A 22,346-nucleotide genomic window follows, 5' to 3' on the forward strand; every position below is an offset into this window, starting at 1 on the left:
TACAAAATTTCATAATTGATATTGACGCTTTTAGTAATCAATATTTAAGGCATAGCCTCATATAACCGCGGAAAGACTATGTACTTAGGAGTAGATTTAGGCACATCCAGTGTAAAAACAGTGTTAATGGATGAGGAGGGGGTAATTACGGTCTCAGTAAGCAGGCCGCTTAATGTATCCATGCCTAAGCCGTTGTGGTCCGAACAAGATGCTGGCGAATGGTGGAAGGCAACGTGCGATTGTTTAGATGAGCTATCTGAACAGATTGAATTGTCCAATGTTAAGTCGATAGGTTTAAGTGGCCAAATGCACGGTGCAACGCTGCTTGACGAGTCAGGGAACGTGCTAAGGCCAGCAATCCTGTGGAACGATGGACGCTGTGTTGCCGAATGTGACGAGCTAAACAAGGCCGTTCCTGATTCAGCTATGCGCACAGGCAACGTCATTATGGCGGGGTTCACCGCCCCCAAGCTACTTTGGGTTAAAAAATATGAGCCCGAGGTATTTGCGAAAGTAAGTAAAGTGTTGCTACCCAAAGATTTTTTAAGATATCAACTTAGCGGCGAGTTTGCATCTGATATGTCTGATGCTGCTGGCACCATGTGGTTGAATACTGAAACGCGTCAATGGGATGAAGTGTTATTAGCATCATGTGGTCTTGGAGTTGATAATATGCCTGCGCTCTTTGAAGGAAGTGAAGTGACTGGCACTTTAAAAGCTTCACTGGCTGAGCGGTGGGGTATGCATAATGTCGTGATTGCTGGTGGCGCAGGAGACAATGCTGCTGGCGCGATAGGCTGTGGTATTTTCGAGCCCGGACATGCCATGTTGTCACTAGGTACCTCAGGTGTCTATTTCGCTGTTACCGAAAGGTTTTCAGTGAATACTGCACAAGCGGTTCATAGCTTTTGTCATGCATTGCCTGACCGGTGGCATATGATGTCCGTTATGCTCAGTGCCGCAAGTTGTTTAGAATGGTATTGCCTTCAAAGTGGCTACAAAGATGTAGTTGAAATGATGGAAGACATTCAGCGCAATACCACCCAGTTAGACTCAGAAACCCCTTTATTTTTACCCTACTTAACGGGTGAAAGAACACCTCACAATAACCCTTCTGCAAAAGCCGCTTTTTTTGGTGTGTCGGCGTCGACTCGCCGTGTACATATGGCTCGCGCTGTTGTTGAAGGGGTATCGATGGCGCTTGCAGATGGCATCGATGCCGTACACCAAAGTGGCGTGACGACAACATCTATTAGCCTCATCGGCGGGGGCGCTAAAAGCATATTCTGGCGACAGCTTCTCAGCGACATCAGCGGCTACGCTTTAGAGTATAGAGAGGGCGGCGATGTGGGGCCGGCTTTGGGTGCCGCGCGATTAGCCAAGCTTGCTGCTAACCCTCAGTTAGCGCCAAGTGATGTTTGTTTTAAGCCGCCTCTTGAAGCGTCTTACAGCCCTCAGAAAGACATTCACAATAGATACCTTCTTAAGCGTCAACAGTTTCGAGAACTTTATTACGCAGTAGAGCCTTTCTTCACGTAGCAACGCAAGCGAGCTCAAAGCTTATCGTCATTTATTACGCATTTTAGATAAAGGAAAAACCATGAATAACTACTTCGAAAACATCCCTACCATAAAATATGAGGGGGCGGAGTCGACTAATCCTCTTGCCTTCAAACACTATAATCCGAAAGAAGAGGTGGGTGGGAAAACGATGGAAGAGCACCTGCGGTTTGCTGCGTGCTATTGGCATAATTTCTGTTGGGATGGTGCTGATGTATTTGGCACTGGTACTTTCAATAGGCCCTGGCTTGCAGCCGGTGATCCCATGGAACGTGCTAAGCAAAAAGCCGATGTGGCCTTTTCTTTTTTTGAAAAACTAGGCGCACCATTCTATTGCTTTCATGATATTGATGTCGCCCCTGAAGGCAATTCAGTTAACGAATACATTCGCAATCTTTCAGAAATGACAGATGTGCTTGCACGTAAGCAAGAAGAGACTGGCATGAAGTTGCTTTGGGGCACAGCCAATGTTTTTAGTCACCCACGTTACATGTCTGGCGCTGCCACAAACCCGAACCCTGAAATATTCACTCGTGCCGCGACCCAAGTTTATCACGCCATGAATGCAACGAAGGCACTTGGCGGTGAGAATTATGTTTTGTGGGGGGGGCGAGAGGGCTATGAAACGCTCTTAAACACAGATTTAAAACGAGAGCGTCAGCAATTTGGGCGCTTTATGAACATGGTTGTTGAGCATAAACACAAAATCGGCTTTGACGGATTATTATTAATTGAGCCAAAACCACAAGAGCCTACTAAGCATCAATACGACTACGATACTGCAACTGTTTATGGCTTCTTAAAAGAGTTTGGTTTAGAGAAAGAATTTGCGGTAAATATTGAAGCGAATCACGCCACACTCTCTGGCCATTCTTTCCATCACGAAATAGCGACAGCTTTTGCGCTAGGTATTTTTGGTTCCATTGATGCGAACCGTGGAGACGCGCAATTAGGCTGGGATACCGATCAATTTCCTAATTCGGTAGAAGAAATGACCCTCATTTGCTATGAAATACTGAAAAATGGTGGCTACACATCGGGCGGCTTTAACTTCGATACCAAATTACGACGCCAAAGTTTGGATGCAGAAGACCTGTTCTTAGGTCATATAGGTGGAATGGATACCTGTGCGCTGGGTTTAAAGAAAGCATATGAAATGCTTTCAAATGACGTGCTCACACAGAATGTGGAAAATCGCTATGCTGGATGGGGTTCAACAGTTGGGCAGAAAATTTTAGAAGGTAATATGTCTTTAGAATCCCTGGCGAAACATGCGCTAGCTAATGGCTTAGATCCTAAGCCATTCTCTGGAAAACAAGAGGGGCTGGAGAACTACGTAAACCAAATTATTTATAAATAAATGCATGTGAAGAAATAAAAAAAGCTGCCAATGGCAGCTTTTTTTTGCTTTATTCAAGCACTGTTTACAAAAAGTCTTTTCACCCCAGATTCACTACACCAGTTTATACAAGCTGCTGATGGCGCGAAGCCAATGATGCCAACTCACTTTGTGCAGGGGCGTTCCATGCCAGAACACCTTTATACAAAAACGCCTTCATGCTAACCGACGTCAACGAATGAAGTATAAAAAAGCGCAGCAGGGTTGAAATTTTATACCATGCGCGTTCTTTTTGAATGGCATTACCATGCAGATTTACTGTGGCAACGCGTTAATAGCACCTAAAACATATACCAAGGGCGCATTCCAATTAATAGCAATTTCATTGGTAGAAAAGCTGCACCAATCGTCAATGTAAGATTCTGCTGGTTCAGGGTAGGGATAATCGCATTCATCTTGACGCCCTGCATGCGGCCCACCCACTAGCATGCCAGGTACAGGCGCTATCACTCCATCGCTTGCTGAAATACGGTGATGGGGTGACATAGGCGTGAGGCTTCCATAGCCTGTAACGAAGCTATAGCCTGTTGGGTTCATGCCGAAGATATAAGAAATACTGTCGTAGACTGCATCTTTATATTTTGCAGTGCCGTTGATTTCATATGCGGCTAAAAGAATAAAGGCTTTATTGAGGAGCACACTATTACTCCCCCACACAAAATCATCTTCTTGCATTGGCACTAAATAAGGTGAGGTAGATACCTGCTCGGTAATTTTTTCAGCCAGCGCGATAAAAGCAGATTCTAGCCGAATAAGCTGCGAAACTGACAGCTTGTCCTGCGCATTTTTCAATAATGAAATCAGGCCTAATGTTTCAACATCTGCCCACCCAGGTATACTAAAATTGATTTCACTATTTTCAATTTGACTGAGGTAACGGGTATTCTCTGTGGCGATGTATAGCTCGGACGCCGCCCAGAAAAATTCGTCGTCGAATTGGTCATCGCCATACTCGCCGCTTTGTACATCATCAGGTTGTACATAGCGAACATCAGGGTTGAGGGTCGCCCATTGCCACGCTGCTTCAGCTTGTTGCAACCATTGGTGGGCTACATCGGGTGCTAGGTCTTTGTAAATACGGCTCGCCATTGCCATTGTGGCGGCGAAATCTAACGTAGCGCTTGTGGATACACCAATCATAAACCGCTGCGCATTATCTTCGTGGGGCATTTCAACACCTGCCCATTCTAACGTCGTGAGCTTATGAAATACGGCCCCGTCGTGGCGCTGCATACTTGCCATCCAGTCTAGGTTCCAACGCACTTCGTTTAGTAAATCGGCAACCCCGTCGTTTGATTCTGGGATCGCGACGTCTACCGTTTCATAGTATTGAGGGTAGTGCTCGTAAGCGGCAAGTAACGTATAAGTCGCAATGCCAGCATTAACAGTATATTTTCCGTAGTCGCCTGCATCATACCAGCCCTTTTCAGAGGGCAGAGCGCTAAGAGCGTCCATTGAAGAGGTGGCGGCAGAGGAGTGCACACTAACTTGCGTATCCAGATGACCAGCTGGTCGCTTCCATTGCCCAGCATATTCTTCACTTAGCGCCATGCCAGAGCGATTAAAATAGTACGACTTAAATGCAGCGCGATGGGCGTCATCATAAATAGTTGGGCTTATGGTAAAGGGCAAAGAGGGCGGTATACCTTTAACGTCTAAGTAAAATTCTCCAAGTTCATCGAAGTCATTAAAACTCGCTAATTTTAACGATGGGTCATTACTAAGGTCCCACGAGCTAGTTACTTCCAACTCTCCTTGATAGACAACGTCATCGCTCGTTGAGCGCTTTATTGAAAATTTGCCTGATGCTGACGTTGGCACAAGTGCATGCTTTTTCCCATTTGGTAGGTATCCCACCTGATTGAGTTTAATACTCAAGGGCTTTTCTGAGCGAGCTTGTTGAAATTTAGATTTGCCATTGTCATCTGCACATCCGTTCAAGATCAAACTCGTCAGACCGACTAATAGCAAAAGAAATAAGGTTCGGTTCATAATTCGCGAACTAACTGACAAGAAGCGATACATTAGAGACCCTAGTGTTATGTGGTTTTAAGTTGTTACATTTTTGTCAAAATACAACGATAAGTCGTCTTACTAAAGGCGCAAAGCGTAGAAATAGACGCTTTGTACGTGTATTTAAACGAATGTAGACATGTTTGGTTGATGGCTAAGAAAAAAAACATTCCATTTACACAATTTAGGTCAATTCGCTTCTTGCGTCACGGTATTGAACACGTTATAAAACAATAAAAAAGTGTTTGGTTATTAATGAAAATCGTTTTGTTTAACTTTCATGATATGGTCTTGCTGTTCACTGTTTTTCAGTGCCTTTTATTTGCTCTTTTCTTGGCGACACTCAAGCGCGGCAAAAGAAAAACACATTTTTTGCTCGCCGCCTTTTTACTTTCACAAGCGGCAATTCCTTTAGACAATCTAATCAATTTTGGAGAGATGTTTCGTTCTATAGCGTTGTCTTTTTCACCAAACCTTTTTTACTCATTCGGACTCGCGTACTGGGTTGAAGCGCCATTATTACTTTTCTACATTCGTAGTCTAATATACAAAGACTACCAGTTCAGACGCTACGACCTGCTTTTCTTACTGCCTTTCTTGGTTTACGCCATCTATTTTGCTAACAATTGGTGGCTTGAAGATGAGGCTGTGAAAATTGCCGCCTTGCAGGGGGATATTATTGCCAATACTCCATTCGTAGAGCGAGCAATATATTTGTTTCGTGAAGCTTTTCGAGTGGCGTGCGGGGTGTTGTGCCTAATAGAACTCAATAGTTATCAGAGGCAGCTTAAACAACAAGTTGCAGAAACTGAGAGTGTGGATTTGACGTGGTTAAAAGCGTTAGTTATAGGCTTTTTAGTTGTTAGAGTTATTGCCGTAGTAACGGCGCTTGCCATTGTTTCTGCGTATGAATTTGGGCTCTATATCGACCATGGGTTTATAGGTCTAAGTTCAAACTATGCGGTTTTGTTAATGATATCTGGACTGATATTCTTTAGTGCAGGTTATTCCACCATATTTCGTGGAATTGACAGTAAACTTACCCCCGCGGCCACAAAAGAAAAACCGAAAATAGACGTTCGGCAGGTTGATAAAATCACCCGTTACATGCATTTAAACAAGCCTTATTTGAACCATCTACTAACGTTGGAAAATCTGGCAAACCAATTAGACGTCCCCCCTCGGGTTCTCTCTCATATTATTAATCATCACTTTAATAAAAACTTTTTTGAGTTTATTAATCATTACCGAATTGAAGAGAGTAAATTGCTATTAGAAAGCGAGTCGAATCGCCGCGCGACCATGTTAGATATAATGGATGCAGCGGGCTTTAACAGTAAAGCCACATTTAATACGTTCTTTAAAAAGTTAACAGAGAAAACACCTACCCAGTATCGAAAAGACTACTGGGAATAAGCGGCAACAATTTCGCCGCTTAACAATGTGGTCATTAAGAGCTACTTTGAACTTAGTTGTGCAATAAATTGTGCGTGTTCGGGAAGTACAGCAGCTGACTTATCGATTACACTCGCGATATGGGTAAGTCGTTCATCAATGAGTGATGTGCTCATTCTATCCACTAACGGGTGATATCCTTCACTTCGTAACCCTTGCCCATGCATGACGGCAAGCCACGATGTTTCATTAAATAACTCATTGTCTATGCGAAAAATACGACCTGAATCTTTGTATAATTGCATTTTTTGATTCAACGACTCACTCAATGAAATGTTGCGACAGTATCGCCAAAATTCGCTATCGTTTCTTTCTGTCAAAGCATAATGCAACACGATAAAGTCTCTAATCTGTTCAAACTCTTTTTCAGTCTGGCGGTTGTACATATCAATGTCGCTTTGACAAAACCGATTGTTTGGAAAGAGTGTCATCAATCTCGCTATCCCCGATTGAATTAAATGTAACCCAGTAGACTCTAGCGGCTCAATGAACCCAGCAGATAATCCTATGCCTAAACAGTTTTTTATCCAACTTTGAGGGCGCATTCCTGTCTTCCAGGCTAAAAAGTTTGGCTCCGCTAAAGGTTCTCCCTCCAATTGCGCCATGAGCTCATCTAGCACGACGTCTTTTTCCGTAAATTTACTCGAGTACACATAACCATTACCAATTCGATGCTGCAAAGGAATTCGCCATGTCCAACCTGCGGCTTTCGCTGTTGATTGGGTGTAGGGTTTTAACATGCTATCGGCAGATTTACACGGGATTGCAATGGCACTATCACAGGGCAATAGGTCGCTCCAATCGCTAAACGTCGCACCCATTTCTTTTTCCAAAAGTAAACTTCGAAAACCACTACAATCTATGTAAAACTCACCATCAATACATTGGCCATCTTGCAAGGTAAGCGTATTAATATGGCCATTAAGGTGTTTTGAAACCGTTTCAACTTTACCACTAACATGCCGAACTCCGCGCGTTACTGCAAAGTCGCGTAAAAAATTAGCATACAAAGTACTGTCGAAATGATATGCATAACTCATATTGGCGAGGGGTGAATTGTTCTGCGCCTTAACCTTGCCAAATCGCCCACCTTTAGCCGCCATCGCTTCAACGGAATACGCACAAAGGTCGCCACCAGCACCTTCGTTAAAACGCTTAAGCCAGAAATGATGAAACGGCAATGCTTCCATATTAATACCGAACGTGCCGAAGGGATGAAAATAGGCATGACCTTGATGCTTCCAGTCTTTAAATTCAATACCCAGCTTATACGTCGCGTTAGTGGCACGGATAAAGTCAGCTTCATCAATACCCAAAATTCGGTTAAATAAAGTAATTTGAGGGATTGTCGCCTCACCCACAGAAACCCCTTGAATGTCCTTGCTTTCGATAAGCGTGACACTATATTTTGATAGGTCTAAGACCTTGCTGAGGGTCGCTGCGGTCATCCAGCCTGCAGACCCACCGCCTACAATCACGATAGACTTTATAGACATTGATTGAGACATAACTTCCCCATAACGTTAAAGGCATGCCATTATATGTGGCATGCCTGTTTTATCCTCAAACTTTTAAAAAGTCCCTTTAGCGACCAAGCTTATTCGGCGATCGTTAACAAACCACGACCGGCCCACTTGATTCCCTTCAGCGTCAATTTGCATGGAGGTACGTGTGACCGTATTGGTTAAATTTGTGCCCTGTAGCCCCAATTCAATATTGTCTGAGAACCGGTAGAAGAACGAACCATCAAGCTGCCCATTTGCTTCATTGAAAATGGGAAGCTGAGTGATGACATCTTTCGTGGTTAACAGGTATTCAGAGCGCCAATTATAAGCAAGGCGGGCGTTAAAGCCGTTTTTCTCGTACATCGCTACAATATTCACGTTGTCTTTGGAAAGCCCCTCAAGCGGTAAGTTATCAAAAGCAATGCCTTCACCTTCAGAAGAATCTGGTTTGTCTGGTGATAACCCCGGATTGGGTGAGCCTTCATCTTCAACATAGGTATAGTTAAATTGCAGTCCCAAACCACTCCACGCACCTGGTAGAAAATCGAAAAACTGCTGATAAGCAATCTCCACACCTTGAACGCTGCCCTCATCGCCATTGGTAGCGCCATCAACTTGAACAATTTGCGACACGCCGTTATTTTCGTATACGCGATCGGTGGAACCGTTGATAAAGTAGTTACTTAAATCTTTATAAAAGAATGATGTGGTCAACGAGCCAACGGTTTCTGGAAAATACCATTCAAAGGCGAAGTCGTAGTTGTTGGCTTCCATCGGCTTAAGAAAGGGGTTGCCAGATTTTGCGGTATAGCGTTGGTATTGCGCACTGGTTATTTCTCTATCATCGCCTTCACCTGAGTATTCAACCTGCAAATCATCGCCCTGTATTTCGACGTAATTGCGAAGGTTTCCAAGATCAGGAAGGGCAATGGCTTTGGAGTAACCAAAACGCAGCAGCATATCGTCGTTTAGATTTAATTTAAGATTGAAGCTTGGTAATAATTTACTGTAATCACTAACCGCTGTTTGTTCCCTTGAGGCAGCATTGCCGAATGCGGCTTGGTCAGGCGGTAAAAAGTTTTCAGGATCATCATCTTGAACCGCTAGATTATCGGGGAATGTAATAAACCCGTCTGTCTTATTCTCAATTTTAACGTAGCGCACACCAACGTTACCGCTGAAAAAGAGCCCTTTAACTTCCCCCTCAAAATTACCTTGAACGAAAAATGCGTTATTTGTTTCGGTAGTCTCATTAATTTCATTTGGCAAAAAATCACCTATGGCACCTGGCCTGCTTGCTAAGGAAGCCCAGCCTGGCGAAAGGCTGGCGAACGTAGACTCAGCATCACGATAGTTATCAGCGATAGACTCTTTAGGGAAAAGAAAGGTATTTCCTCCTGATGTTGTTAATACACCACCTCTTGCAAAGTCTTGGAAAGACACGGCCTCGTATAAGTCGCCTAGTCCAGCGCCAAGCTCATCACCTTGTGCATCGAACCAAGCATTGCCGTTCCCCGCCCAAGCTTCTGACAACCACCCCCAGTTATAGGTGGACTGGCGGGTGGTCTGTTGTCTTTGTGCGTAGCGGGTTCCTATTTTCATAGACGTAAACAGTCCATCTTCGAAGGTATATTTTGCATCTAACGCTACTGCGGTTTCATCCCCCTCGTTGGCTGAAATATGGTCCATCGCACTGCGCCAAAAATAATTGTAAGGGTTGGAGAAATGCGTTTCGTCGCCGGCGTTAGCTGGGTCGGTCAGAAATATATCAGGCGTGCTGCCTCCATTATTGTTGATTCCAACCACGGCACGTGTAGCGCCCATTACCGAGAAATCAACAATATCTGACGTTGACTCTACGTATTGTAAGTCTGCGCTAAATGCCCACTCATCATTGGGGCGGTACCGTACATTTAATCCGATATCATCAACCACAGAATGTTGCTCTCTGGCGCGTGTGATCATCGCGTGTTGAGCACCGAAAATACCGCCAGGCTGGCGCTCGGCATCATCTCCTCTCCAACCCGCGTTAGACGTAATTATTCCAGACTCGAACAGCCCCTGCTCGTCGATATCAAATGTTGTACCCTCTGCTGGGATTAAGTCATTAATGACGGCATCGTCAGCCAATTCAATGGCGCGTTCTGTCCACGACAACGAGGAATCTGACCGTATAAACTGTGCTGTGGCGAGTATAGTATCGTCTACGCTCTCCCATTGAAGCGCTGCTGCTAGCCCCTGACGTTCCCTAAGATCTTGCTTTCGAGTTAACCGTGTGGTGCGAGGTACCATGACACTTTCGCCGTCAATTAGCTGGTTTTGTGTTTCAAATCGACCGACTTGGGTACCGTCTGATTGCGCTTTAAGCGTGGAATCTGAAAAGTTTAGCAACAGGCCCCATTTGCCGTAGTCACTTTCAAACACATCCGAATACAATGCAGAAAAGGTTGGCGTAGTTTTTTCTATAAAATCGCTATAGGTGGCATCGGCAGAAAAAGCTAAAATACGCTTGTCGCTATCAAAGGGTTTGCGAGTGATTAAATTTACGGTACCCGCAATACCTCCTTCAATCATTTCTGCAGATTGATTCTTATATAATTCGACACCGCCCATTAATTCAGGGGGAACATCCTGAAAACTAAGTCCTCTTCCTGAGTCGGCGGTAAAGGTATCGCGACCATTGAATTCACTTCTGGTGTGGGTTAACCCTCTAACCACGACGCCACTTCCTTCAACGCTAAAATGGTCTGGATCGTTGGCACCTGCAAAACGTTCGATGGAAACACCAGGCAATCGAACGATAGCCTCCAACACACTTCTGTCAGGCAATGCGCCGATATCTTTTGCTGAGATTGCATCAAGAAAGGTATCACCGTAGCGCTTAAGTAACTGTGCGTCTGCTAAGTTTTCCTTTATTCCTCGCACCTCAATGACCTCAAGGTCTTCTACATTTTCGTCAGTTTGGTTTTTTTTACTGTCTTCTGAGGGGAAGTTTGACTGCGCAAAGGCGAGCTGGGGTTGGAAGGCTAATAGCGTACTTAAGAGGGCGCTGGAAACAAGCGAGAGTTTAAAGCTAGGCTTTCTCACTATATTAGTTATCGTCGATTTATTATATTTTTTCATTTTTTTCCCTAGTCATGTTTCTAATAAACACCAAAGCGTTTAATCTCCATTTAAAAATAACAACATAAATACAACATTTCGCCCAGCGTAGATGTGAACGGCTAATTTGAACGAAAGATCTCATTTTAAGAGAGGGGTTGTTCTCAACTTGTTGATTTTATGAATTTAAAAAAACAGTTCAATATTGTGAAAAACGTATAAATGAACGACGAATGAGTTGGGTGAGGCAATAAATAAACATATTTGTTACATTTTGTTATCATTGTGATGTGGTGAGAGTAGCCGTTTTGTTGAGGTTGCTTCCCATAGGACGCGTTGTGGAATTACTCCGCGCCCTTTCACATCAATCCGAGATGACGTGAACGTTCAAATACGCAAAAGTAACTTTGTTTTGACGATTTTTTCATTTCAAATGATTAGCGTAACTGTCCCTTAGGAAAGACATGAGACATTTACATTCATGAATCGAATAATCAAAAAACTGCCTGAGCGAATTCTCATATCCGCCTGCTTTTTAATTACTTCCCTCAGTTATGCTGAAACACTGCCATTTCAAAACCAATCGCTGCCGGTTGAGACTCGTGTCGCAGATTTAGTTGACCGGTTAACCTTGGAAGAAAAAGTGAGTCAATTATTTGATAAATCAGCAGCAATAGAGCGCCTTTCCATTCCCGAATATTATTGGTGGAACGAGGCGTTACACGGCGTGGCAAGAGCAGGTAAAGCCACCGTATTTCCCCAAGCTATCGGCATGGCTGCAACCTTCGACGAGCCTCTTATCTATAGGATAGCGTCTACAATTTCAGACGAAGGACGTGCTAAGCACCACGCGTTTTCGCGCGAAGATACTAATGCGATGTACACAGGCCTTACTTATTGGTCTCCTAATATTAATCTCTTTCGCGATCCTAGGTGGGGCAGAGGCCAAGAAACCTACGGAGAGGATCCGTATTTAACTTCTCGAATGGCGATCAATTTTGTAAAAGGCCTTGAAGGTGATGACTCAAACTACCTTAAATCGGTCGCCACCTTGAAGCATTATGCGGTGCACAGTGGCCCTGAAGTTTCTCGACACAGCGACGATTACGCCGCGTCCGAAAAAGATTTGACTGAAACCTATCTGAGAGCCTTTGAAGACACCATTGCGGCTACAAATGTATCATCTGTGATGTGCGCGTATAACCGAGTAAACGGATCGCCTGCCTGTGGTAGTGAAGAACTACTTCAAAATACCCTACGAGAAAGATTCAATTTCTCCGGTTATGTTGTATCAGATTGCGGTGCTATTGCTGACTTCTATGATGAAAATTCCCATCATGTAGTTGATAGCCCTGCTCACGCGGCAGCGAGTGCTTTGAAATCTGGTACGGACTTAAATTGCGGAGACCACCACGGCAACACCTTTAGTTATCTAATAAAAGCTGTTGCCGAAGATTTGGTTGATGAAAGTGATGTTGACAGAGCGCTTACTCGTTTGCTGACTGCACGCATGAAACTGGGAATGTTTGATAGCAGCAGTACACATGCTTATACCAAAATCCCTATGTCTGTGGTGGGTGCTAAAAACCATACTGAATTGGCACGAGAAGCGGCAGAGAAATCCATGGTTTTACTTAAAAATGATGGTGTGTTGCCCCTAAAACGTAATAGTAAAATAGCGCTTATCGGGCCGAATGCCGACAATCCCGCCATACTTGTGGGTAATTACCATGGCACTCCCGTGACGCCTGTTACGCCGAGAGAAGCCTTTTCGCAGGCGCTGCCTTCAGACCAATTAGGTTACGCGCCAGGGAGCAGTATTACGGAAACCATTTTTACGCATTTTAGTCCTGTGCCTTCCACGGTTTTCACCCATGTAAATATGCAAGGCGAATCAAACTCAGGTTTAGTCGCTAACTATTACTCTTCAAGTCACTTCAATCTCCAGCCTAGCAAGCGTCAAATTGAAAAAAACATCAATGTTACGAACGCAGATATACCGTTTAACAAATCATCAAATCAAGAGTTTGCAGTGCGTTGGACGGGCAAAATTACCCCACAAGAATCTGGAAATTATTACTTTAAAATGAAAAATGTCGAGGTCTATCTAGACGGAGAACTGACAACCGAAAGTCGCTATCTTGAGGCAGGTAAACCCTATGACTTTAAGGCTGAGTCACTTATTCAGCGGTTCTGGCACAGTAATGTGATTGAACCAGAAATCAGTTTCAAATGGTTATTAGAAGATAAAAATTTAGAGAGTGAAGCCATTAGAGTGGCAAAACAGTCTGATGTTATTGTTTTTGTTGGTGGTATTAGCGCTGAACTGGAGGGAGAAGAAATGCCTCTGGAGATTGATGGGTTCTCTCATGGAGATAGAACGAATATCAAACTGCCCAAGAGCCAATCATCACTACTAAAAGCGCTTCATAAACTGGGCAAACCCATTGTTATGGTTAACATGAGCGGAAGCGCAATAGCACTAAACTGGGAGGACAAAAACCTGAACGCTATCATTCAAGGTTTCTATCCTGGGGAGCAAACTGGGCCGGCATTGCTGAATCTTCTTTATGGTGACACTAGCCCTTCTGGCAGACTGCCAGTCACTTTTTATCAGTCTGTCGAAGACTTACCCGACTTTAAAAATTACAGTATGGTAAATCGAACCTATAAGTACTTCGAGGGTACCCCGCTTTATCCGTTTGGGTACGGCCTTAGCTATGCAGACTTTCATTACGATAAGCTCAATGTTACCCACTCCGACAACGGGCTTAATATTGCCGCCACGTTATCCAACAAAAGTGATGTAGGTGCCCAAGAAGTTGTTCAAGTTTACCTTGGAATGCCTGATGCGCCCACTCGTACGCCACAGCGAGAGTTGGTTGCTTTTAAACGAGTAAGCTTAGGGGGGGGAGAAAGCCAGTCAATGCAATTCATCATTGATGATTCTCAACTTATTTATGTTGATGAACAGGGTCAGCGCCAACCTTATAAGGGTAAGTTACGGGTAACTATAGGTGGGGGACAAGGTGTGAAGCGTAGCGATAACGTTGTGCAACATACCATTAATCTTCCCTGATATTATGTTCGTTCTTCCCTATTAAATGGTTGAACGGTTATCCTCATAATATTGCAATAGTCAGTGCCTTAACGATGGCACTGACTACCTCTACCAAGAAGGGTGTACGAGTAGATAGGTACATCTGAATGCAAAAGTTTTTTTTCTCGCACACATCAAATAATGGAGAAAGCTCACATTTCGGCGCGTCAGTTCACTTACGTGCACAAAAGCGTTAAACCATTTCAAACCCGCCTTATTGAAGTTGCTATCTACATAAATGTTAAATTTTTATTAAAGCTGTTAGTTTCTGGTTGGTTTTTGAACGCGAGGTGAGGTAAAACTACGTATATTGTCGACGAGTGATATATGGAAAGACTCATTCTAAAAATGAAAACATGGATTTGTTTACAATGAAAATTAAACCAACGCTGTTATCTTTATTCCTAATATTCCCGCTAATTTGTGCCGCAGAAAACCTGATCCCTGAGGTACTTTCTGTTTCCATTCTAGATAATGAAGATTCTGAAGAATGTCCCGTGAGCGGCCCCATTGCTGCATTCATTGAATATGATCTCAAAGATGACCGTTATGCGAGCCTTTTAATTCAGGTGATGTCAGGAAATGACGTCATTTATGATACGAGTATTACCCTTCATAACAACGACAACACGTTCACAGTCGATCTGCCATACATAGACTGTGCGACAGATGTAATTACATCCTTTAATTAAAAAAACAGAACAGGGAAGATCCGATGAAAGCTTTGCATTCATTGTTTGCCATTGTGCTGGCGGTATTGCCAACTTTTGCCTTTGCAGAAAAAGTCGGGCTCACACCCGGTGATTTTCGAGTAGATGAAAGTGGGTCGGCAACTTACACAATTCCAATAGCAGCGCCTACTGGTCGAGCAGGTGTTCAGCCACAGATGGCGTTGTCTTATTCATCATCTAACTCGTTTGAAGGCCCTTTGGGCGTAGGCTGGAATATTAGTGGTCTGTCTGCCATATCGCGCTGTCCGAAAAACCTTTCTCAAGATGGCAGAATTGAAGGGGTCAATATTAATAAAAACGATCGCTTCTGTCTTGATGGCCAGAAAATGAAAGTTAAAAGTGGCAGTTACGGTGCGCCAAACACTAACTATTATCTGGAGAATGACGATTTTAGTCATGCGAAAGCATTGGGTGGCGATACTGAAAACGGCCCTCGCTGGTTTGTCGTATGGAAAAAGTCTGGTGAGCTTTTCTATTACGGAGATACTCGAAACGATTCGACTGTGGGAAGCGTAACCCCAGGAACAGATGCCTTTATTACTGCTTCTGGAGCTTCTAGCGCCAGAGCAAATACTTGGATGTTAAAAGCTATTCGAGACCGTAAGGGTAATTATATTCGCTTTTCTTATCTTAAGGAATATGGCTCATCTTATATCAGCAAAGTGGAATATTCGGGGCACCTGGGAAAGAAGCTAGCGCCATTCGCGTCTATCAATTTTAATTATACTAATAAAAGCTTCTACGCATCGGGCTACAACAATAAAGGCTATTCTATGCGTCGCAAGGTACTTACCAGTGTGGTATCCAAAGTTGACGGTGTTGAATATCGTGCTTACAAATTGGCATATAATGAGAGCAAGCGCAGAATGCTCACATCTGTTCAAGAATGCCCGACGCTAGCTTCTTCTACTACTAACTGTTTAAAACCTACGACCCTAACTTGGACACACCCAAATACTACGACAGCAGTAGATTATACTAACGCATATTCTTACATTACTGGGGATGAGCACAACCGCTATGAAGCTCAGGTTTTCGATTTAACTGGCGACGGAAAATCTGATCTGATGTACGTAAAAAGCGGTTACTGGCGCTTAAAGTCGGCGACCTCTACTTCAACCACTACGCTAACAAATATTGGAGATAGTGGTTCACAGCGCCAATATGCACTCAACATTGATTATAACGGCGATGGTGTACGCGACCTTCTAGTTGCCGATGGTGAGGATAAAAACTGGTATATCGTGTACTACGAAAATACTAAGTCAGCACCAGCTCGATGTGAAGGTACGAGCAAATGCCCCAGCCATACCGTAAGTCGAAGCTTGAAAAAAGGATATATTAAAAATTCGTCAGGGGCTAACTTGCGTGCCTGGGGTTTTAAAGGTGGTGCCGCCGTGATGGATGTCAATGGCGACGGTTTTGAGGATATTGTTTACCGCAAAGGTAAAGAGGTTCGTGCTTATCTAAACACGGGGAATAAATCGTTTACCGACAATCACCTTTTCACTTTTAGTTCAGAGTTGAGCGGCGACGCATTATTTGGGCACGCTCAGATGTATCGCGCTACCATCAAATCCGCCAGCGCTATAGACATTAACGGTGATGGCTTATCAGATATTATTCTTCAAGTCACGTCAACCGACGGATACTGTACCAACTCCCGTGGAGACCGGTTGTTCGCCCAAACTCGGCGAGAATGTGAAGGTGATTTGATGGGCACGTGGCAAGAGAATACAACGTCGAATAGACAGGTATTTATTTCCAAAACCAACAGTGCAAATGACCCCTATTTCAGTAAAGTACAAACGCTCTCCGCCTCTTATAAAGATATTCGTTATGCCGACTTAAATGGTGATGGCTTGACGGATATGATTTATTCCTATGCGAGTAAATGGCGCTACCGTTTATCAAATGGAAAAACGTTCGGTGCCGAGCAGATATTGACGCAGCCATACGATACTGACAGCGCAAATTACTCTCAGTTTGTTGATGTTAACTACGATGGTAAGGCAGATATGCTTTACGCAACAAGCAACTCTTCTTGGACTATTTATGTTAGCAGTCTAACCACATCTCCAAGCAAAGTTAATTTTACTTATGTGAGAACTCGGAGTTTCGGCAGTAACAATACTATTCGCTTTGGTGACGGTAACGGAGATGGAAATCTCGACTTATACATTGGTTCTTCAAGTGACTGGCGGCGTTACTCCATACGTGTAAACCAAAACGAATATACGGTGAATAAAATCACCAACGGCTTTGGTGTTGCGACCAATATTAAATACACGCCAATGACAAACACGGCGTTATATTTCCGTCAAGACTCTTCATACAACACGCATACTAACGTCTTTTCACCATTTGCTGGAGGGAAGCTGGTATCTGAAGTACGAACCGATGTCACAAGTAGTAAAGATCTTATTGTGAAATATCAGTACGGTGGATTGTTACTTCATCGAAAAGGCCGTGGAAGTTTGGGGTTTGAAGTACTAAGAACCATTGACCAGCAAACTGGGGTAGTCACAGAAACCTATAACCACCAATATCACGGTAATACTAATTTTGTCTTGACGGGTATTCCTCGTATTACGGCGCAATTTATCGGCACACATGCTCTCTCGTGGGCGAAAAATAACCTGAAAGCGATGAAGACTGCACAGGGGGGATATCACGCTTATATTTATGATTCCTTTGAGAAAAGTTACACATATGACGGGGTTAATACACAATTCGTAAGCCAGACTAACACAAGAACGGTAAAAGACACCTGGGGCAATGTCGATAACATCAGTGTTACGGTTTACGATAAAGATAGTAACGATTTCAGTGGTACATATGGTGACAACCAGAAGACCTATACGGTAAATACGTACAAGGACAGACGCTGGGGACGGTTGGAAACGACGAGAGTTGAAAAAACCGTAAATGGTGGAGGTAAAATTACTCGTAATAGCCGATTCACTTACAACAGTAGTAATTATCTTCATCAGGCAATTGTGTCGCCGGATAACGCCAAATACAAAACAACCACTACTTACTCTTATGATACTTACGGGAATAAAACACAGGTTTCAGTTGCAGGATATTCTACGAATACGGGCAGCACACAGACTCGTACAACAAAAACTGAATATCAAGGGAATGGGCGCTTCGTACACCGTCAGCACGATGCTATGGGCAACTATGTTACCTACCAGTATAACGGTGTGTATGGAAACGCTGTATCTGGCTTGATTAAAAACTCAACGGTATATTCTGTTAATTCACGGCCTACCAAAACATTCTATGATGACTTTGGGCGGGCTTACAAAATTGACCATCCAGATAGTCGCATTACTTTGATAACCCGAAATTGGTGTTTAAATTGTGTTTCTGGATCTTACTATTACGAGTCAAAGACAGAATCGGGCAAATCTGCGGTTAAGGCTTATTATGATAAGTGGGGGCGTGAAGTCGCTCGTTATGTTCGAAGCGCGGAAGAGGATTGGGATAAAGTATTTACGTACTATGATGATCAGGGGCGAGTAGATTATGTTACCGAGCCATCCTCTACCAGTTACCGGACCACCTATTCTTATAATGCACTTGGGCAGGTTGACCAAGTCACCAAGCCCAACGGTGAAATAGTCACTTATTTTGTTAATGGTTTGGAGCAATCTACTTTAGACGAGCGTGGCAATGCCTATTTCAAATATGCGAACGGTTTTGGTCAGACAACTAAAACCATTGACGCATTAGGTGGAGAGGTACAATTTAAATATGACGCGTATGGTAACCTGAAAGAAACCATTACCGAAGCCGACGGTAAGAGCAGCAAAATTCAGAACTGGTACGATACGTACGGCCGCAAAACCAAGATGACCGACCCTGATAAAGGTACTTGGATTTACACTTACAATGCGTTTGGTGAGTTGTATACACAGAAAACTGCTCGCGGACATACCTTCACGCTTAATTACGACAAATTAGGCAGAAAAATTCGTAGTTACCAAGCGAACGAAGGAACACTTTGTTGGCATTACGCCACTAATAACAGCGATAACAGAGATGCATACAAAGCGGGTAGACTCTTTGCGACTGCAAAATATGATGGTAAAAACCAGTCTTGCGGTACATCGCCCACCACCGCGGCCACAATACGTAAGTACTTCAAGTATGACAGTGCAGAACGCCCAATTGAAACCCGTACTTACGCAGGTGGAAAAACCTATTACCAGAATACCAGTTTTGACGGTTATAGCCGTCCTTCTTTAAAAACCTTTCCAGCAGACAGCCAAGGCAACCGACTGCAAGTGAAAATGCATTACAAGACGTCGTCCGGAGCCCTCTATAAGATTACCAATAACGCCACTGGTGCGTTGCTTAAAGAAGTAAAAGAATTCGATCGACGACGTCAAGCAGTTGAGATTCTTTACGGAAACAATATTCGCACTCACTTTGGTTACCGTGGAGATACCGGTTGGCACACCAGTACGCGCGTAATGCGTTCATCTTCGGCAATTTTCTACTCGGGGGTGACTCACGATGAAATGGGTAACGTAAAAACTCGAACGACAGAGTACGGTACCAACCCAGGTGTGGGGGCGAAGTTTACCGAGACTTACACTTACGATGACCTGAACCGCCTCGATTACCGCTCAGTGAGCGTAGCCGATTGGGGGGCTAACATGCCCTCAATTTTCGATGATAACATCGATTATCAATATGACGGCTTCGGTAATTTGAAAAAGAAAAATGGTGTTAGTAACTATAATTATAGTGATGCAAACCGCGTACATCGCCTTACCTCAGCTACAGGTTTTGGTTCGTTTGCCTACGACAATAACGGTAACATCCGTAGTGACGGCACTGGACGCACATTCAACTATGGCACCTACGATAAGCCTACTCGAATTACCAAAGGTGGCCTATACGCAGACATGAAGTACGGTGTGGATCGTGAACTTTACTTTAAGAAAGAGAAACGTGTCGAAGCCGGAAAGACGAACGAATATCAAACTATCTACCTTGGCAATTATGAAGAAGTGAGAAGGACCGGTGGTAGTGGCTCATCAACGGAACACAAGTATTACGTAGCCGGAGACATTGTTATTTCACACCGAAGTAACGGGACAAAAGAATACTCTTATTTACATAAAGACCATCAGGGATCTATTACCACGGTAACGAACGTTAATGGCACTGTAGTACAGCAGGCATTCTTTGACCCGTTTGGAAAGCGCACTCAAATCCACCAAGCATCGGTATTTGCGAATGCCAGTTACATGCAGCCGACCGACCGAGGCTATACTGGCCATAATATGATGGATGGGCTTGGGATTATCCATATGAATGGTCGGATCTATGATCCAACCTTGGGTAGGTTTTTGCAGGCTGATCCGCATATTCAGGCTCCAATGAATAGTCAGAACTATAACCGCTATAGCTATGTGCTAAATAATCCAATGAGTTACACCGATCCTAGTGGGTATTTCTTTAAGGCACTTGGGAAGTTTGTGAAGAAGCATTGGCGAACTATTGTTGCTGTTGGATTGGCGGCTGTGGGAGGTTACTACGCTCTTGCTGCCCTAAAAGCCGGAGCAATTGGTACAGCATACGGAATTGCCGCCGCTACGGGATTTGCGTCTGGATACGTAAGTACAGGTAGTCTCAGAGGAGCGTTAACTGGTGCGTTTACTTCTATGGCTTTCTTAGGGGTTGGTCAGGCAACTATGGGGGCACACAATGCCGTAAAAGCCCTAGCGCATGGTGTCACTGGAGGAATCATATCTGATTTGCAAGGTGGGAAGTTTGGGCATGGCTTTATTAGTGCTGGTTTGACAAAGGGTGCTCAAGTAGCAGGAATGATCTCTAGTAAATTGATCGAAGGGGCAATAGCATCTGCTGTTTTAGGCGGAACTATTTCTAAAATAACAGGTGGGAAGTTCGCTAATGGAGCCATTACCGCAGCATTTCAGTTTGCAATGAACAAATTTGTGACTGATGGTTTAAGAAGTGATGGTAAACAGCTAAAGAAAAGAGTTGATGTTCAAGAGCCTGAAGTACAAGATCCTAAAGTTGAGTCTATAAAACGAGCTAGGGTATATACCAAGTTCATTGGAGATCCACCTCCGGGATTAAAATATGGACCTGAAGGAGCATGGCGACTGGTTGATGCTTCAGTTTATTCTGAGTTTGAAGTTGATTATGTGACTACTTCAACAGAGACTACACAGGAAACTGTAACAACACAGTGGTTAGAGGATGGTAATGGAAATGTTAGCAATGTAGGACAAAGGGTGGAAACCAAAGTCTTGAGTACTGACTACAATACAACGGTTAACATAAAGCCTTTAGGAATCGTAGGTGCCTTGAGGCTGCCTGATAATGCAAACATTGTTCATCAACAATGTATAACCATGAAGATGCAAGGTTGTTAAATGAAAAAGTTTATTTTATCAGTAGTATTGCTCGCATTAAGTTTTGCTTTGGGTTATTTCAGTAAACCGACTTATGAGCAACCTACCCGCGATCAAAAATACGGAGTTTTGAGAATTCCAATTCCTACCGATTGCGCAGAAGTAATTGGTAAAATTTCTGATTCCCATATTAAAAATATTGAATCAGTAAGTTTTGATCTAGGTTTGAAGACTATCTATTCAGATAAGTACTTACGAATAGAGCATACAGGCTATCCAGACAACATACTGAAAGTAATTAATAGTAGTTTGTCTGAGTGTTTGAGCGATAAATCATATTCTTATGATAATGTTTCGATGTTAGCGAGGGATTTGCAAGAACACTTTAATACTTCTAATAGAAGTCCTGTTTACGCAATTATCAAAGACGGAAAAGCAATTATCAACTTTAAATCTGAATAAAATAGACTAGGCACATATTTATCTGATTTAAATAGGTTTGACTGTATAAGAATCAAAAGATCAGTAGTATGGGAGCAACCTAAGTCAAGCAAACGAAAGCCAGCGGGAGCTGGTTTTCTTTTATCAGGCGTTTGGTTTTGGTGCTTCGCTTCCTTTGGTTGGTGCCAAAGCTAATGGGCTAAAAGAGGCGATGAGCTGTTTAACGCTCGAATTTGCTCTGGCGAAAATCCATGCCGAAGGAGTTCGAAATCGTCTAAGTCGATGATGGCCCGTTTTCCACTTCCCTTAAGGGCATAGTAAGAGTTACTGGCGGTTATTACCTGCTGAGCCTTAACATCCATCGACACGATCCGTGATGTTGTCACATAGTCCCCTTCAAAAAAACGAAAAGTTTGATCGTCTGCCACCGTACCATGCAACACTTCACCGACCAATTGCTCACCATCCATAACTGTAACAATGTACCAATCTTTTACCGTAGTGTTCATAAGCCGACCCTCGCTTTTGCTTGATGACTTATGTTAGAAAAATATGGATTAAAAACATATCAAATGCGTGGTTCTAATCTTGAGTTTTTTCTTCAGCATGATTCGTTCCAAAGGAAATTTGTTTGCTGAA

Annotated in this window: 11 protein-coding genes; 7 read left to right on the plus strand and 4 right to left on the minus strand. The window is 43.5% G+C overall.

Going from position 1 to position 22,346, the window contains the following annotated elements:
• Nucleotides 1-78 precede the first annotated feature (78 nt).
• Entirely contained in the window at nucleotides 79-1,539 is a 1,461-nt protein-coding gene (xylB, locus tag KYS23_RS01225; protein ID WP_159528950.1) for a xylulokinase, read from the plus strand.
• 61 nt (nucleotides 1,540-1,600) lie between these two features.
• Nucleotides 1,601-2,920, plus strand: coding sequence for a xylose isomerase (gene xylA / locus KYS23_RS01230; RefSeq protein ID WP_159528952.1), 1,320 nt, complete (start codon nucleotides 1,601-1,603; stop codon nucleotides 2,918-2,920).
• Nucleotides 2,921-3,214: 294 nt separating this feature from the next.
• On the opposite strand, the gene KYS23_RS01235 is transcribed toward xylA, so the two are convergent.
• On the minus strand, nucleotides 3,215-4,900 hold the full coding sequence (locus KYS23_RS01235; protein ID WP_159528954.1) for a glycoside hydrolase family 9 protein: 1,686 nt from the start codon (nucleotides 4,898-4,900) through the stop codon (nucleotides 3,215-3,217).
• 510 nt (nucleotides 4,901-5,410) lie between these two features.
• Here KYS23_RS01235 and KYS23_RS01240 point away from each other — a divergent pair.
• Entirely contained in the window at nucleotides 5,411-6,388 is a 978-nt protein-coding gene (locus KYS23_RS01240) for a helix-turn-helix domain-containing protein (RefSeq protein WP_232370577.1), read from the plus strand.
• 41 nt (nucleotides 6,389-6,429) lie between these two features.
• Here the strand turns inward: KYS23_RS01240 and KYS23_RS01245 are convergent, their stop codons facing one another.
• Entirely contained in the window at nucleotides 6,430-7,935 is a 1,506-nt protein-coding gene (locus KYS23_RS01245) for a tryptophan halogenase family protein (RefSeq protein ID WP_218417937.1), read from the minus strand.
• A gap of 63 nt (nucleotides 7,936-7,998) precedes the next feature.
• The gene (locus tag KYS23_RS01250; protein ID WP_218396162.1) at nucleotides 7,999-11,055 is read right to left on the minus strand and encodes a TonB-dependent receptor; all 3,057 of its coding nucleotides are present in this window, start codon (nucleotides 11,053-11,055) and stop codon (nucleotides 7,999-8,001) included.
• Nucleotides 11,056-11,515: 460 nt separating this feature from the next.
• On the opposite strand from KYS23_RS01250, the gene KYS23_RS01255 reads away from it, so the two are divergent.
• The 4 genes from KYS23_RS01255 (at nucleotide 11,516) to KYS23_RS01270 (ending at nucleotide 21,728) form a co-directional block, all read left to right on the plus strand.
• Nucleotides 11,516-14,113 (plus strand): glycoside hydrolase family 3 C-terminal domain-containing protein, encoded by a 2,598-nt coding sequence (locus tag KYS23_RS01255; protein ID WP_218417938.1) that lies wholly within the window; start codon nucleotides 11,516-11,518, stop codon nucleotides 14,111-14,113.
• 392 nt (nucleotides 14,114-14,505) lie between these two features.
• The gene (locus KYS23_RS01260; RefSeq protein WP_218417939.1) at nucleotides 14,506-14,826 is read left to right on the plus strand and encodes a hypothetical protein; all 321 of its coding nucleotides are present in this window, start codon (nucleotides 14,506-14,508) and stop codon (nucleotides 14,824-14,826) included.
• 23 nt (nucleotides 14,827-14,849) lie between these two features.
• Nucleotides 14,850-21,287 carry a toxin TcdB middle/N-terminal domain-containing protein gene (locus tag KYS23_RS01265; RefSeq protein ID WP_218417940.1) on the plus strand — a complete coding sequence of 2,146 codons (6,438 nt, stop codon included), beginning with the start codon at nucleotides 14,850-14,852 and terminating at the stop codon, nucleotides 21,285-21,287.
• A complete protein-coding gene (locus KYS23_RS01270; RefSeq protein ID WP_218417941.1) occupies nucleotides 21,288-21,728 on the plus strand; it encodes a PAN/Apple domain-containing protein in 441 nt (146 codons plus the stop codon). It abuts the gene before it with no gap.
• A 170-nt stretch (nucleotides 21,729-21,898) separates the two neighbouring features.
• Here the strand turns inward: KYS23_RS01270 and KYS23_RS01275 are convergent, their stop codons facing one another.
• Entirely contained in the window at nucleotides 21,899-22,216 is a 318-nt protein-coding gene (locus KYS23_RS01275) for a hypothetical protein (RefSeq protein WP_218417942.1), read from the minus strand.
• Between the last annotated feature and the right edge of the window lie 130 nt (nucleotides 22,217-22,346).

It is taken from the genome of Alteromonas lipotrueae, from assembly GCF_019249255.1.
GTDB classification, from domain to species: domain Bacteria; phylum Pseudomonadota; class Gammaproteobacteria; order Enterobacterales; family Alteromonadaceae; genus Alteromonas; species Alteromonas lipotrueae.